This window comes from Pseudomonas sp. NY5710, from assembly GCF_013305665.1.
Classification (GTDB): Bacteria; Pseudomonadota; Gammaproteobacteria; order Pseudomonadales; family Pseudomonadaceae; genus Aquipseudomonas; species Aquipseudomonas juntendi.
In genome coordinates this window covers 386,700-401,599 of the sequence record NZ_CP045554.1, presented here as the reverse complement: position 1 = coordinate 401,599, position 14,900 = coordinate 386,700, and the positions used below count along the sequence as shown (strand labels likewise).

13 protein-coding genes and 1 pseudogene are annotated in these 14,900 nt (G+C 63.4%); 5 read left to right on the top strand and 9 right to left on the bottom strand.

Annotated features, from left to right (window positions below; translation table 11 throughout):
- Nucleotides 1-44: 44 nt before the first annotated feature.
- The 7 genes from GEV39_RS01760 to bioB all read right to left on the bottom strand — a co-directional run bounded on the left by GEV39_RS01760 (nt 45) and on the right by bioB (nt 7,016).
- A complete protein-coding gene (locus GEV39_RS01760) occupies nt 45-1,850 on the bottom strand; it encodes a phenylacyl-CoA dehydrogenase (RefSeq protein ID WP_173887393.1) in 1,806 nt (601 codons plus the stop codon).
- A gap of 289 nt (nt 1,851-2,139) precedes the next feature.
- Complete coding sequence (locus tag GEV39_RS01755) at nt 2,140-2,436, bottom strand: hypothetical protein (RefSeq protein WP_009681533.1); 297 nt, start codon at nt 2,434-2,436, stop codon at nt 2,140-2,142.
- 120 nt (nt 2,437-2,556) lie between these two features.
- On the bottom strand, nt 2,557-3,237 hold the full coding sequence (gene bioD / locus GEV39_RS01750; protein WP_173887392.1) for a dethiobiotin synthase: 681 nt from the start codon (nt 3,235-3,237) through the stop codon (nt 2,557-2,559).
- Nucleotides 3,238-3,248: 11 nt separating this feature from the next.
- Nucleotides 3,249-4,067 (bottom strand): malonyl-ACP O-methyltransferase BioC, encoded by an 819-nt coding sequence (gene bioC, locus GEV39_RS01745; RefSeq protein WP_173887391.1) that lies wholly within the window; start codon nt 4,065-4,067, stop codon nt 3,249-3,251.
- The gene (locus GEV39_RS01740) at nt 4,060-4,791 is read right to left on the bottom strand and encodes an alpha/beta fold hydrolase (protein ID WP_173887390.1); all 732 of its coding nucleotides are present in this window, start codon (nt 4,789-4,791) and stop codon (nt 4,060-4,062) included. Before GEV39_RS01740 ends, bioC begins: the two co-directional genes overlap by 8 nt.
- The gene (bioF, locus tag GEV39_RS01735) at nt 4,784-5,956 is read right to left on the bottom strand and encodes an 8-amino-7-oxononanoate synthase (RefSeq protein ID WP_173887389.1); all 1,173 of its coding nucleotides are present in this window, start codon (nt 5,954-5,956) and stop codon (nt 4,784-4,786) included. The genes GEV39_RS01740 and bioF overlap by 8 nt, the downstream gene beginning before the upstream one ends.
- A gap of 1 nt (nt 5,957) precedes the next feature.
- A complete protein-coding gene (bioB, locus tag GEV39_RS01730) occupies nt 5,958-7,016 on the bottom strand; it encodes a biotin synthase BioB (RefSeq protein ID WP_173887388.1) in 1,059 nt (352 codons plus the stop codon).
- 89 nt (nt 7,017-7,105) lie between these two features.
- On the opposite strand from bioB, the gene GEV39_RS01725 reads away from it, so the two are divergent.
- The 4 genes from GEV39_RS01725 (at nt 7,106) to rarD (ending at nt 10,664) form a co-directional block, all read left to right on the top strand.
- The gene (locus GEV39_RS01725) at nt 7,106-7,837 is read left to right on the top strand and encodes a ComFC family protein (protein WP_173887387.1); all 732 of its coding nucleotides are present in this window, start codon (nt 7,106-7,108) and stop codon (nt 7,835-7,837) included.
- A gap of 54 nt (nt 7,838-7,891) precedes the next feature.
- Complete coding sequence (locus GEV39_RS01720) at nt 7,892-8,638, top strand: TOBE domain-containing protein (protein WP_173887386.1); 747 nt, start codon at nt 7,892-7,894, stop codon at nt 8,636-8,638.
- A gap of 99 nt (nt 8,639-8,737) precedes the next feature.
- A complete protein-coding gene (locus GEV39_RS01715; RefSeq protein ID WP_009681525.1) occupies nt 8,738-9,712 on the top strand; it encodes a serine/threonine protein kinase in 975 nt (324 codons plus the stop codon).
- A 64-nt stretch (nt 9,713-9,776) separates the two neighbouring features.
- Nucleotides 9,777-10,664, top strand: coding sequence for an EamA family transporter RarD (rarD, locus tag GEV39_RS01710; protein ID WP_173887385.1), 888 nt, complete (start codon nt 9,777-9,779; stop codon nt 10,662-10,664).
- A 294-nt stretch (nt 10,665-10,958) separates the two neighbouring features.
- On the opposite strand, the gene GEV39_RS01705 is transcribed toward rarD, so the two are convergent.
- Entirely contained in the window at nt 10,959-11,477 is a 519-nt protein-coding gene (locus tag GEV39_RS01705) for a glycine cleavage system transcriptional repressor (protein WP_173887384.1), read from the bottom strand.
- A gap of 448 nt (nt 11,478-11,925) precedes the next feature.
- On the opposite strand from GEV39_RS01705, the gene GEV39_RS01700 reads away from it, so the two are divergent.
- The gene (locus GEV39_RS01700; RefSeq protein WP_173887383.1) at nt 11,926-14,103 is read left to right on the top strand and encodes a malate synthase G; all 2,178 of its coding nucleotides are present in this window, start codon (nt 11,926-11,928) and stop codon (nt 14,101-14,103) included.
- A 147-nt stretch (nt 14,104-14,250) separates the two neighbouring features.
- Here GEV39_RS01700 and GEV39_RS01695 read toward each other — a convergent pair.
- Nucleotides 14,251-14,791: pseudogene (locus GEV39_RS01695) on the bottom strand (response regulator).
- Between the last annotated feature and the right edge of the window lie 109 nt (nt 14,792-14,900).

The following is a 14,900-nucleotide window of genomic DNA, read 5'->3' as shown; positions in this document are numbered from 1 at the left end:
CGCCTGCCGGTAAGGGCAGGCGGGTTCTGGCTACAGCGGCTGAATCAGTACGCCAGGCCGAAGCTCTCTTCGTCCATGTCCATCAGGTTGTTGGCGCCTGACAGCATGGCCGCCACGTGCGTGCGGGTACGCGGCAGGATGCGCTGGAAGTAGAAGCGCGCGGTCTGCAGCTTGGCGGTGTAGAACGCCGCTTCGCTGGTGCCGGCGGCCAGTTTTTCAGCGGCCAGGCGGGCGATGTCGGCCCAGAAGTAGGCCAGGCAGGCGTAGCCGGAATACATCACGTAATCGACCGAGGCCGCACCCACTTCTTCGCGGTCTTTCATGGCAGCCATGCCCACTTTCATGGTCAGCTCGCCCCATTCCTTGTTGATGGCTGCCAGCGGCTCGACGAACTCCTTGACCGCCTCGACACCTTCCTGCGCCTGGCAGAACTTGTGCACGATCTTGGTGAAGCCCTTCAGCGCTTCGCCCTGGGTCATCAGCACTTTGCGGCCGAGCAGGTCGAGGGCCTGAATGCCCGTGGTGCCCTCGTACAGCATCGAGATACGGCTATCACGCACGTTCTGCTCCATGCCCCACTCGGCGATGAAGCCGTGGCCGCCATAGATCTGCACGCCGTGGTTGGCCGCTTCGAAACCGACTTCGGTCATGAACGCCTTGGCGATCGGGGTGAGGAAGGCCAGCAGGGCATCGGCCTTCTTGCGCTCTTCTTCGTCCTGGCTGTACTTGACGATGTCCACCTGCTTGGCGGTGAAGTAGACCATCGCGCGGTTGCCCTCGGCGAACGCTTTCATGGTCAGCAGCATGCGGCGCACGTCCGGGTGCACAATGATCGGGTCAGCGGCCTTGTCCGGTGCCTTGGGGCCGGTCAGGGAACGCATCTGCAAACGCTCGCGGGCGTACTTCAGGCCACCCTGGAACGCGACTTCGGCGTGGGCCAGGCCCTGCAGTGCGGTACCCAGGCGCGCGGTGTTCATGAAGGTGAACATGCAGTTCAGGCCTTTGTTGGCCGGGCCGATCAGGTAGCCGGTGGCGCCATCGAAGTTCATCACGCAGGTAGCGTTGCCGTGGATGCCCATCTTGTGTTCGATCGAGCCGCAGCTCACGCCATTGCGCTCACCCACACCGCCTTCGGCATTGGGCAGGAACTTCGGCACGATGAACAGCGAAATGCCCTTGGTACCGGCCGGTGCATCCGGCAGGCGCGCGAGCACGATATGCACGATGTTCTCGGCCATGTCGTGCTCACCGGCGGAAATGAAGATCTTGGTACCCGACACCTTGTAGCTGCCGTCAGCCTGCGGTTCGGCCTTGGTGCGCAGCATGCCCAGGTCGGTACCGCAGTGTGGCTCGGTCAGGCACATGGTGCCGGTCCATTCGCCGGACACCAGCTTGGTCAGGTAGGTGTGCTGCTGCTCGGCGGTGCCGTGCGCAGAAATGGTGTTCATGGCACCGTGGGACAGGCCCGGGTACATGCCCCACGACCAGTTCGCACCACCGACCATCTCGCTCAGGGCCAGGCCCAGCGACTCTGGCAGGCCCTGGCCGCCGTGCGCCACATCATGTGCCAGGCTGGGCCAGCCGCCTTCGACGAATTGTTCGTAAGCCGCTTTGAAGCCGGTTGGGGTTTTCACGCCCGACTCGCTCCAGGTGCAGCCTTCCTGGTCACCCACACGGTTCAGCGGCGCCAGTACCTGCTCACAGAACTTCGCACCTTCTTCAAGAATCGCGTCCACCATGTCGGGCGTTGCGTCCTGGCAACCCGGCAGGCTCTGATAGTGCGCCTCGTAACCGAGCAGCTCGTCGCGAACGAAGCGGATATCACGCAAGGGGGCTTTGTAGTCAGGCATTGCGATGAACCTCTAGGTGATTTCTGTGGGGTGACCCGCGTGCGCCGCGGCGTCTGTCAAACAGTTGTTTGAAACTTACGTTTAGCTCCGGCTTCTGTCAAGGAGGGACGATAGTGCCATTTGCGCCACGAAAAATGGCGTTTATGCCAAGCTCAATAAAAACAATACCCTGTGGGAGCGGGCATGCCCGCGAAAGGGCCCGGCCAGGCAATGGGGTTGCCTGAGCTGACGCTTTCGCGGGCACGCCCGCTCCCACAGGGTCTATGTGTTATTTGAAATGAGCGCTCTGTCAGGCGTAGGTGTCGATGATCCGGCCGAGCATTTCGTCGGATGCCTTGACGACCTTTGCGCCAAGCTCGACTTCGGTCTTGCCCACCGCCTGTTGCACCAGGCTGGTGGCCAGGTCCATCTGCTGGCTGCGGTCGACCGCACGCAGGCGTTCGGCCTGGAAGTCGCTGGACTGGCTGGTGGCGGTACGTTCGGCGGTGGTGTTGGCGATCTGGCTGGCGGCCTGATCGACGCGGTTCTGGCCGGCTTGTATAGCGCTCAGGCCCGCATAATAGGCGGAGCTACCGGTGATTTCCATGTCAGCACTCCATTGACGCTGGGTAGGAACACAGCCCATTAAAACAGGCCACCAGTGAAAAGGCCCGTTTAAATCGCTAATGGCCCGGTGCCAGTTGATAGGCCCTGAATATTCCAGCACCTAATCCAGCAGATCCAGCTGCAAATGCTCAGCCACCCTGTCAGCACTGGCCTCCTTCAGCTTGGGCACCCGCCCCAGGCAAGGCGCTGGCAAGCGCTCGGCCAGGCTGGCCAGGTTCTCTTCCAGCCGTGAAGTGCGCGGCTCGATGATATTCGCCACCCAACCGGCCAACTGCAGCCCATCGCGCTCGATCGCTTCGGCGCTAAGCAAGGCATGACTGATACACCCCAGCCGCACCCCTACCACCAGAATCACGGGCAACTTCAGGGCCACCGCCAGATCTGACAGGTTCTCCAGCCCCGACAGCGGCACACGCCAGCCCCCAGCCCCCTCGACCAATGTGAAATCGGCATTGTGTTGCAGCACATTGCGCATAGCCGTCAGCAGCGCTGGCACGCCCAATGTCACCCCCGCCTCACGTGCTGCCACATGCGGCGCGATCGCAGGCTCGAACGCATACGGGTTGACCTGCTCATACGGCAACTTGATGGTGCTTTCATCAATCAGCGCCTGGGCGTCGCTGTTGCGTAAACCCTTGGGGGTCATCGCGCACCCCGAGGCCACGGGCTTGGCACCCAGGGTGCTCAAGCCTTGCAACCGCGCCGCATGCAGCAACCCGGCCGCGACCGTGGTCTTGCCGACATCGGTATCGGTACCGGCGATGAAATAGGCCTTGCTCATCTCGCTCCCCTTTACGCCTGTGGCTTGCGCAACACACCATAGACCACCTGATAGGTGGCTGGCAGCCCGGCAGGCTGGCGAAATGCCTCGTACGCCTGCAACAGGCCCTGCATGCGTGCTCGGCCAGTCAACCCGGACGGTCGGCCAGGGTTGAGATTGTGCGCCCCCAACGCCTTCAGTTCGTGGGTCAGGCTGCGTACGTCCGGGTAATGCAGCACATGCGCACAGCGATGCAGCTCAAGCTGCTCAAAACCACTGGCGGCACACAGGCGCTGGTAGTCCTCGAAACGGCGGAAGCGGTTTACATGCACCAGGCCGTCCACCGCCTGCCAGCTGGCACGCAGTTCGTCGAGGGTACCTACGCACAGGCTGCTGAAGGCCAGCACGCCACCCGGGCGCAGTACCCGCAGGGCTTCGGCCAGCACACTGGCGAACTGATCGCACCATTGCACGGCCAGGCTGGTGAACACCAGGTCGACGCTGGCATCACGCAATGGCAAACGCTCGGCGTCGCCGGCCACGTGGTAGTGCGCCCCGCTTTGTTCATTGCGGGCATGGCGCAGCATGCCTTCGGCGATATCCACCGCCACACCGCTGGACTGGGCGAACCGCTCGGCCAGGATACGGCTGAAATGGCCCGTACCGCTGCCCAGGTCCAGCCAGCGCAATGGCTGCCAGCCTGTCGGCAATTGCCCAAACAGGCGCAAGCCCACGGCGCGCTGCAACGCCGCTACGCTGTCGTAGCTGGCTGCAGCGCGGGAGAACGAAGCCGCTACCTGGCGTTTGTCGGGCAAAGCGCCGGGCAGGGTCGGACAGGAAAGGTCAGTCATCGCCACTCTCATGCAGGAAACTCTTGATGCCCGCCGCCAACTCTTGCGGGTACTCCAGCAAGAAGGCGTGGGAACTGTCTTCTACCAGGCCTACCTCCACATCGGGCAGCAGCTCGCTCAAGGCCTTGGCTGCCTCGGCCGGCACCAGCGCATCGCTACCGGCGAACAGGTGCAGTTGCGGGCCGCTGTAGGCCTGCAGGGCTTCGCGGGTATCCAGCTTGGCCAGCACTTCGAGGCCGGTGGCGAGGTACAGAGGGTCGGTGTCTGGTACGCCGACACCCAGCTGGCGCAGCAGGGTACGCGGCTGCTGGGCGCCATCGCTGCACAAGCTGCGAAAGCGCTTCAGGGTGACTTGGGTATGGCTGCGGCAGCCGTCGAGGAAGGTGCCGAAGGTGTCTTCGGCCATGCCATGCGGCCAGTCACCACGGGCAACGAAACTGGGGTTGCTGGCCAGAGTGAGCAAGCCGCAGCAGTGGTCGCCACGCTTGTGTGCCAGGGCGCTGGCGAGCATGCCGCCCAACGACCAGCCACCTAGCCAGACATCGCTCGGCAAGTTACGGTCGAGGTGCTCAAGCCAGGCCTCAACATCGCTGTGGGGCAATTCCGGCAGGGGCATCAGCTCTACCTGCAGGCGGGAGTCCTGAGCGCGCAGGCTGGCGGCCAGCGGTTCCAGTGCGGCAGTGCCCAGGCCCCAGCCGGGCAGTAGTACAAGGCGATTACGCATCGGCGTTCTCCAATTGTGGATAACACTCGGCCAATGCATTCAACAATAGCTGCACCTGCGCCTGGCTGTGGGCGGCGCTCAGTGTTACGCGCAGACGGGCACTGCCCGCCGGTACGGTCGGTGGGCGGATAGCGGTGACCAGCAAGCCGCGCTCGCGCAACATGCGCGACAGGCGCAAGGCCTGCGCGCTGTCGCCAATCACGATCGGCTGGATCGGTGTGGGGCTGTCCATCAGTTCCAGGCCGATCTGCTGCGCGCCTTCACGGAACTGGCGAATCAACGCGGCCAGGTGCTCGCGGCGCCAGCTTTCGCGGCGCAGCAGCTCCAGGCTCTTCAGCGTGGCGCAGGCCAGTGCCGGTGGCTGGCTGGTGGTGTAGATGTAGGGGCGGGCGAATTGCACCAGCGCCTCGATCAGTTCCTCGCTCCCGGCAACAAAGGCACCGGAAGTACCGCAGGCCTTGCCCAGCGTACCGATCAGCACCGGTACATCGTCCACGCCCAGGCCGAAGTGCTCGACGATACCACCGCCCTGAGCGCCAAGGGTGCCCAGGCCATGGGCATCGTCGACCATCAGCCAGGCACCCCGGGCGCGGGCCACCTCGGCCAGGGCCGGCAGGTCCGCCAGGTCGCCGTCCATGCTGAACACACCGTCAGTGACCACCAGGGTATTGCCAACGGCCTTGTCCAGGCGGCTGGCCAGGCTGGCCGGGTCGTTGTGCAGGTAGCGGTTGAACCGCGCACCGCTGAGCAGCCCGCCATCGAGCAGCGAGGCATGGTTCAGGCGGTCCTGCAGCACCGTGTCGCCCTGCCCCACCAGCGCCGTGATCGCGCCCAGGTTGGCCATGTAGCCGGTGGAAAACAGCAGCGCACGAGGGCGCCCCGTCAGTTCAGCCAGCGCCTCTTCGACCTGGTGGTGTGGGGTGCTATGGCCGATCACCAGGTGCGAGGCACCGCCACCGATACCCCAGCGCTCGGCACCGGCTTGCCAGGCACCAACCACCTCGGGGTGGTTGGCCAGGCCCAGGTAATCGTTGCTGCAGAAGGCCAGCAAGCGCTGGCCGTCGACCACCACCTCCGGGCCTTGCGGGCTTTCCAGCAGTGGCCGTTGCCGGTACAGGTCTGCAGCGCGCCGTTCGGCCAGGCGCGCCGCCAGGTCGAAAGCCATCTCAGGCGGTCGCGGCGTTGTAGAACATCTCGCTGCTGCGCTGCTCGACCAGCGCCTGCTCGATGGCGGCCTGGTGCACTTCGTCGGCGTGCTCCTCGCGTGCTTCAGGCTTGATGCCCAGACGCGCGAACAGCTGCATGTCCTTGTCAGCCTGCGGGTTGGCAGTGGTCAGCAGTTTTTCACCGTAGAAAATCGAGTTGGCACCGGCCATGAAGGCCAGGGCCTGCATCTGCTCGTTCATCTGCTCACGGCCAGCAGACAGGCGCACATGCGACTTGGGCATCAACAGGCGGGCTACGGCCAGCATGCGAATGAAGTCGAACGGGTCGACATCTTCCTCCTCAGCCAGCGGCGTACCGGCCACCTTGACCAGCATGTTGATCGGCACCGACTCGGGGTGTTCGGGCAGGTTGGCCAGCTGGATCAGCAGCCCGGCGCGGTCGTCCAGCGACTCGCCCATGCCCAGGATGCCGCCCGAGCAGATCTTCATGCCCGCATCGCGCACGTAGGCCAGGGTCTGCAGGCGCTCGCTGTAGGTGCGCGTAGTGATGATGCTGCCGTAGAACTCCGGCGAGGTGTCGAGGTTGTGGTTGTAGTAGTCGAGGCCTGCCTGGGCCAGGGCCAGGGTCTGCTCCTGGTCGAGCTTGCCCAGGGTCATGCAGGTTTCCAGGCCCAAGGCCTTCACCCCTTTGACCATCTCCAGCACATAAGGCATGTCTTTGGCCGACGGGTGCTTCCACGCCGCGCCCATGCAGAAGCGGGTCGAGCCAATGGCTTTGGCGCGCGCTGCTTCTTCCAGCACCTTCTGCACTTCCATCAACTTCTGTTTTTCCAGCCCGGTGTTGTAGTGGCCGGACTGTGGACAATATTTGCAATCTTCCGGGCAGGCCCCGGTCTTGATCGACAGCAATGTCGAAACCTGCACGCGGTTGGGGTCGAAATGCGCGCGGTGCACCGTCTGCGCCTGGAACAGCAAGTCATTGAACGGTTGCTGGAACAGGGCCTTGACCTCGGCCAGGGACCAGTCGTGACGTGTTGTTGCAGTTGTACTGGCGCTCATCGGCGTTTCCTTGTTTAGGCTTAAGCTGGCGCGGGGACAGGAAAGCCCGCCAGCGCATCACGGATAACTCGCATAGTCATGGATGGCCTATGAACTGTCAACTTCACTGGAAGCGGCTGGTTTACAAGTGTTCACTTATTAACCAGGCTTGTTTGTTGTGCGACGCGCCTGCCGGGCAACACTACCCACTGTGCATCGGTTGCGAGCAGGAGCTGCCCTGGCTGGGCGACCATTGCCGCTACTGCGCCCTGCCACTGCCCATGGCCGGCCTCGCCTGCGCCCAGTGCAGCCGCCGCTTGCCGTCGTTCGAACAGGTCTTTGCCCTGTGGCATTTCGGCTTTCCGGTCGACACATTGATCAGCCGCTTCAAGCACAACCGGCAGTGGCCGTTGGGGCGGTTGATGGCCGAGTTGCTTGGGCAAGGGCTGCGCTACCGGTATGCCGAGGGGCTACCACGCCCTGACCTGCTGTTGCCTGTGCCCATGGCCAAGCGTCGACTGCGCGAGCGTGGGTTCAACCAGGCCGGGCTGCTGGCCCGCTGGCTGGCGTCGCACGTGGGCATACCGTGCGATGAGCGGGTACTGCTGCGCACTCGGGAAACCCCCGCGCAGCAACGGTTGAGTGCCAAAGGCAGGCGGCGCAATCTGTGCCACGCCTTTGCGGTCGCCGGTGACCTGCCAGGCAAGCACGTCGCCATCGTCGATGACGTGTTGACCACTGGCGCTACCGCCCAGGCCATTGCCCAGGTGTTGCGCAAAGCGGGGGCACAGCGGGTGGATGTGTATTGCCTGGCGCGTACGCCGAAGCCGGGGTATGTATAACCCTGCCGCTACGCCACACTATTGGCCCCAGGCCCCTACAGCGACCGGATGCCCATGCCCTTGCCCACTCTACTGACCCAGCACATCACCCGGCGCCCGCAGCGCATCGCACTGCTGCAGCACATTGCCGAGCAAGGCTCGATCACCCGTGCGGCCAAGGCGGCGGGCATCAGCTACAAGGCAGCCTGGGACGCCATCGATGAGCTCAACAACCTGGCCAGTCAGCCGTTGGTCGAGCGCAGCACTGGCGGGCGTGGGGGTGGGGGCGCCCGGCTGTCGGTGGAGGGTCAGCGCGTATTGCGCCTGTACCAAAGGCTGCAGGCCCTGCAGGCGCAAATTCTCGAGGCCGCGCAAGAGTCCAGCGACCTCGACTTGCTTGGGCGCCTGATGCTACGCACCAGCGCGCGCAACCAGCTGCAGGGCCAGGTCAGCGGCCTGCGCCGTGAGGGCCGCTATGACCGGGTCAGCCTGGCGCTGGGCGGCGGGCTGGAGATCGACGCGCTGATCACCCACGACAGCACCGCGCGGTTGGAGCTGACCTTGGGCAGCAGGGTGGTGGCGCTGCTCAAGGCAGGCTGGGTGCAGTTGCTGGCCGAGGGGGACAAGCCCGAAGCGGGGAGCAATTGCCTGCGGGCCACGATCGAAGACGTGCTGGTGGAAGCCGATGGGCCCAATGAAGTCCGGTTGGCGCTGGGCAACGGGCAAACGCTGTGCGCCATGGCAGAGGCGGATTGGTTGGCCGGCCAGCAGGTACGGGTTCAGTTCCACCCTGCCTATGTGTTGCTCGGGGTGCCTGCCTAGGCCGGCCATGGCGCAGGCGGTTCGCGGGTAAACCCTACGGGTACGCTACAGGGATAACCCTGTACCATGGAGCCCATGCCGCATACCCCCGGAGCTCCCATGTCCCATCCGTTCGATACCCTCACCCCTGACCTGGTCCTGGACGCCGTGGAAAGCCTCGGCTTTCTCAGCGATGCCCGGGTGCTGGCACTGAACAGCTACGAGAACCGCGTCTACCAGGTGGGCATCGAGGGGGCGCAGCCGCTGATCGCCAAGTTCTACCGGCCTGGCCGCTGGAGCGATGCGGCCATCCTCGAAGAACACAGCTTTACCGCTGAACTGGCCGATTGCGAAGTGCCGGTCGTAGCGCCCATGCAGCACGCCGGCCGCACCTTGTTCGAGCACCAGGGCTTTCGCTTCACGTTGTTCCCGCGCCGTGGCGGCCATGCCCCGGAGCCTGGCAACCTCGACCAGCTCTACCGCCTTGGGCAACTGCTTGGCCGCCTGCATGCCGTCGGCGCCTGCAAACCGTTCGCTCACCGTGAAGCGCTGACTGTGGACAGTTTCGGCCATGCCTCGCTGAATACTGTGCTCGATGGGGGTTTTGTACCCCGCGAGCTGCTGCCGGCGTACGCGTCAGTCGCCCGCGACCTGCTCAAGCGGGTCGAGGACATCTACGCCCGCACCCCGCACCAGCTCATCCGCCTGCATGGCGACCTGCACCCCGGCAACCTGATGCACCGCGAAGACGTGTACCACGTGGTCGACCTCGACGACTGCCGGATGGGCCCCGCCGTACAAGACCTGTGGATGATGCTGGCCGGCGACCGCCAGGAGCGCCTGGGGCAGTTGGCCGAACTGATCGACGGCTACAACGAGTTCCACGACTTCGACCCCCGCGAGCTGGCCCTGATCGAACCGCTGCGGGCGCTGCGCCAGTTGCATTACAGCGCGTGGCTGGCGCGGCGCTGGGATGACCCGGCATTCCCGCCCAGCTTCCCCTGGTTCGGCCAGCCGCGCTATTGGGGCGATCAGATCCTCGCCCTGCGTGAACAAATGGCGGCGCTGGATGAAGCCCCGCTGAAATTGTTCTAAAACGGTGCACGCCTCTGTCTACAATAGGGGTCGCTTTATTTAGCTACCTAAGCAAGGATTCTGCATGCACGCCGCAAACCCGCGTCGCGGGTATCTCTTGGGCCTGAGCGCCTACATCATCTGGGGCCTGTTCCCCATTTACTTCAAGGCAATCCAGAGCGTCCCGGCGGTGGAAATCATTGTCCACCGGGTGCTTTGGTCGGCACTGTTCGGCTCGCTGCTGCTACTGGTGTGGAAACACCCCGGCTGGTGGCGCGAGCTGCGCGACAACCCGCGCCGGCTGGGGGTCCTGGCCCTGAGCGGGGCGCTGATTGCCTTCAACTGGCTGACCTATGTGTGGTCGGTCAACAACGGGCGCATGCTCGAGGCCAGCCTGGGTTACTACATCAACCCGCTGATCAACGTGCTGCTGGGCATGCTGCTGCTGGGCGAGCGGCTGCGCCGCCTGCAATGGTTGGCAGTGGGCATGGCTGCAGTTGGCGTGGCCCAGCAGGTGTGGCAGGTGGGCAGCCTGCCCTGGGTGTCACTGGCGCTGGCGCTGAGCTTTGGCTTCTACGGGCTGATCCGCAAACAGGCCCCGGTCGCGGCGCTGCCGGGGTTGGTTGTGGAAACCTGGATGCTGGTACCGCTGGCCTTGGGCTGGTTGCTGCTGCACCCAACGGCCATGAGTGCACAAGGCGCGTTCTACACCAGCAGCGAAGCGCTTTGGCTGATGGCTGCGGGGCCGGTGACCCTGGTACCGCTGGTGTGCTTCAACGCCGCAGCACGGCACCTGCCCTACACCACCCTCGGCTTCCTGCAATACCTGGCGCCAACCCTGGTACTGCTGCAGGCGGTGCTGCTGTTCGACGAGCATTTGTCCTCCAGCACCCTGGTAGCCTTCATGTTCATCTGGGCTGGCTTGGCCATTTACAGCGTGGATGCCTGGCTAAGTTTGCGCAAGCGCGCCTGATCAAAAAACGCTCAGAACTCTGCAGGCCATGTATTCCTTGGCCTGCAGAGACATCTCCAAAGGTTATCCACACCCTCGTCCCCGTGCTTTGTGCACAAGCTGCTGAATTTTGGGTGTTTTTTGAGCAAACCTCTGCAGCGGGCGCATTGCCTGGGCTGGGGAGGGGAACCCCCAGGTTATCCACAGGGCCTTCCCCGTGATACTGGGATAACCGCCAGGGTGTCTTTATCAAATCCCCAGTAGGAGCGGCCTTGCGTCGCGATGGGCCGCAAAACGGCCCCCAGCGATTTCCACTCAATCCTCCGCCCGCAACTGCAACTCCACCATCAAGTCATCCGCCAGACTCTCCAGCCGCTGCTGCAGCTCGTCCAGCGGCAAGGCCAGAGGCAAGGCCAACAAGGCATCGGCATGGAACAACGGCTCACTGCTCATCGGTGCCGGCCGCACTTCTGTCGTGAACCGTTCCACGTTCACCTGCAACTCAGCCAGCAAACGAGTAATGTCCCGCACGATCCCCGGCCGGTCGTTGCCGACCAGTTCCATGGCAATCGGCTTCCAGGTACACGAGGGTTCCACCCCGCTCTCGGCCACCAGCACACGAATGTCGTACTGGGCCAGGCCCTGCAACGCCGCCACCAGCTCCTCGTGATTTTCAGCCGGCACCGCCACCCGCAGGATCCCGGCAAACTGCCCGGCCATGCGCGACATGCGGCTTTCCAGCCAGTTGCCGCTGTGGTCTGCGATGCACTGCGCAACACGTTCCACCTGGCCGGCCTTGTCAGGGGCGATAACAGTCAGTACAAGATGATCCACAAGCCGTTCCTCGTGTCGAACCGCGCCAAGCGCAGAAAATCGGGGGATCGGCTCAGTATAGGCAAGGCGCGGCAACCTGCCGCAGGGCAATCCGCACAGCCAATCGTGTACTGTTTCAAGATTTATCTGGAACAATCCACCATTTTTTTGCGAACATACCTGCTCCCAGCGTGACCATACGCGACCAATGGGTCGCACAACGGCGCTTTTAGTCTGATTTTGCCCCGTCTACTGCTTCATGTAGTATCCCGTGGCGCGGACTACAAAACGTCGTTTGGATGTCTGCCAAGGCGCCTGTGAAAATACGCACACTGTCTGCCAGCCAGTCTGGCGGGCTGCACCCAGCCGCGCTCGGGGTCTCCCCGGGGGCAAGTACTGGTACGTGTTTAGAGAAGCGCTACAGGCTTAATACAGAAGAGCGAAATAGCTGAGCAGAGTGAGGCAAGCAATGACTGGATACGTTCAAGTCGGTGGCCTTCAGGTCGCCAAGGTCCTGTACGACTTCGTGAACAACGAAGCCATTCCCGGGACCGGCATCGTCGCCGAGCAGTTCTGGGCGGGTGCAGAGAAGATCATCAATGACCTCGCTCCAAAGAACAAAGCCCTGCTCGCCAAGCGCGACGAGCTGCAAGCCAAGATCGACGCCTACCACCAGGCACGCAAAGGCCAGGCCCATGACGCCGCAGCCTACAAAGCATTCCTCCAGGAAATCGGCTACCTGCTGCCACAAGCCGACGATTTCCAGGCCACCACCCAGAACGTGGACGAAGAAATCGCCCATATGGCCGGCCCGCAGCTGGTCGTTCCGGTGATGAACGCCCGTTTTGCCCTCAACGCCGCCAACGCCCGTTGGGGTTCGCTGTACGACGCGCTGTACGGCACCGATGCCATCAGCGATGAAGGCGGCGCCGAAAAAGGCCAGGGTTACAACAAAGTGCGTGGCGACAAGGTGATCGCTTTCGCCCGCGCCTTCCTTGACGAAGCCGCGCCGCTGGCGGCTGGGTCGCACGTCGACTCCACCGCCTACCGCATCGAAGCTGGCAAGCTGGTGGTCACCCTGAAGGGCGGCACCAACACCGGCCTGCGTGACGACGCCCAGCTGATCGGCTTCCAGGGTGATGCCGCGGCACCGACTGCCGTGCTGTTGAAACACAATGGCCTGCATTTCGAAATCCAGGTCGATGGCAGCACCCCGGTCGGCAGCACCGACGCCGCTGGCGTCAAAGACATCCTGATGGAGTCGGCACTGACCACCATCATGGACTGCGAAGACTCGGTCGCCGCCGTCGATGCCGACGACAAGGTCATCGTCTACCGCAACTGGCTGGGCCTGATGAAGGGCGACCTGGCCGAAAGCGTGAGCAAAGGTGGCAAGACCTTCACCCGCACCATGAACCCCGACCGCGAGTACGTTGCGCCCAACGGTGGCAGCGTGACCCTGCACGGCCGTTCGCTGCTGTTCGTGCGTAACGTTGGCCACCTGATGACCAACCCGGCAATTCTCGATGCCCAGGGCAACGAAATTCCGGAAGGCATCCAGGATGGCCTGTTCACCAACCTGATCGCCCTGCACAACCTCAACGGCAACACCAGCCGCAAGAATACCCGCAGTGGCAGCGTGTACATCGTCAAGCCGAAGATGCATGGCCCTGAGGAAGTGGCATTTGCCGCCGAGATCTTCAGCCAGGTCGAAGACCTGCTGGGCATGCCGCGCAACACGGTGAAGGTCGGCATCATGGACGAGGAGCGCCGGACCACGGTCAACCTCAAGTCCTGCATCAAGGCCGCTGCCGAGCGCGTCGCGTTCATCAACACCGGCTTCCTCGACCGCACGGGCGATGAAATTCACACCTCGATGGAAGCCGGCGCCGTGGTGCGCAAAGGTGCCATGAAGAACGAGAAGTGGATCGGGGCCTACGAGAACAACAACGTCGATGTCGGCCTGGCGACCGGCCTGCAAGGCCGTGCGCAGATCGGCAAAGGCATGTGGGCCATGCCCGACCTGATGGCCGCCATGCTCGAGCAGAAAATCGCCCACCCGCTGGCCGGGGCCAACACCGCCTGGGTGCCGTCGCCAACTGCCGCCACCCTGCATGCCCTGCACTACCACAAGGTGGACGTACAGGCACGCCAGCGTGAGCTGGCCTCGCGCACCCCGGCGTCGGTGGACGATATCCTGGCCATCCCGCTGGCCGCCGACACCAACTGGTCGGCCGAAGAGATCCGCAACGAGCTGGACAACAATGCCCAGGGCATCCTCGGCTATGTCGTGCGCTGGATCGACCAGGGCGTCGGTTGCTCGAAGGTGCCAGACATCAACAACGTCGGCCTGATGGAAGACCGCGCCACCCTGCGCATCTCCGCGCAACTGCTGGCCAACTGGCTGCGCCACGGCGTGGTCAGCCAGGCGCAGGTGCTGGAAAGCCTCAAGCGCATGGCGGTGGTGGTCGACCAGCAGAACGCCGCTGACCCTCTGTACCGCCCGATGGCGCCGAACTTCGACGACAACATTGCGTTCCAGGCGGCAGTGGAGCTGGTGGTCGAAGGTGGCAAGCAGCCCAATGGCTATACCGAGCCAGTGCTGCACCGCCGTCGCCGCGAGTACAAGGCGCGTAACGGGTTGTAAGTTCACACCTGCGTACGGGGGCCGCTTTGCGGCCCTATCGCGACACAAGGCCGCTCCTACAGGGATAGCGCAAATATCAAAACTTGCGCTGCACCTGTAGGAGCGGCCTTGTGTCGCGATAGGGCTGCAAAGCAGCCCCTCTCTGCCTCAATCAATTTTCAGCTCTTTCTTCACCAGCTCCAGCAACTTGTCCAGGTTCACCGGCTTGAGCAGGAAGTCCACCACCCCCAGGTGCATCACGTCCACCGCCTCTGCCACATGGGTGTCGCCCGACACTACGATGATCGACAACGCTGCCCGCTCCGACTCGCGAATCTTGCGGATCAGCGCCAGCCCATCCTCTGGCTGCATGCGCAAATCGGTAATCATCAAACCGATACGCTGCTCGAAATGCAGGTACAACCTGGCCTCCTCGGCCCCGTCCGCGCCCACACACTCAATGCCCCGGCTTTTCAGGTACAGGATCAACGCCTCACGGTTCACCGCGTTGTCGTCCACCACCAACACCAACGGCTTTACCGCCACCGGCGCACTGGTCATACCCAATGCCTCGCGCTCTTCGTCGCTTAGAATATCGATTTGCTCAGGCATGGCCATCTCGTCAAAAAAAATTCCGCTTCAGCCATAGGACCGCAGAACTTGCGTAACCCGGTTCGCCTTTCGTCGGGTCTTTGACAGGTGTGCTCATAGACTTACGTCCAATGGGCACCACCCCGCCGCAAGCCGACCATGGAGGCAGAGAACAACATGGCCGGCACCTATATATAGATATATATAGTTCGGCATAGCGATACGGT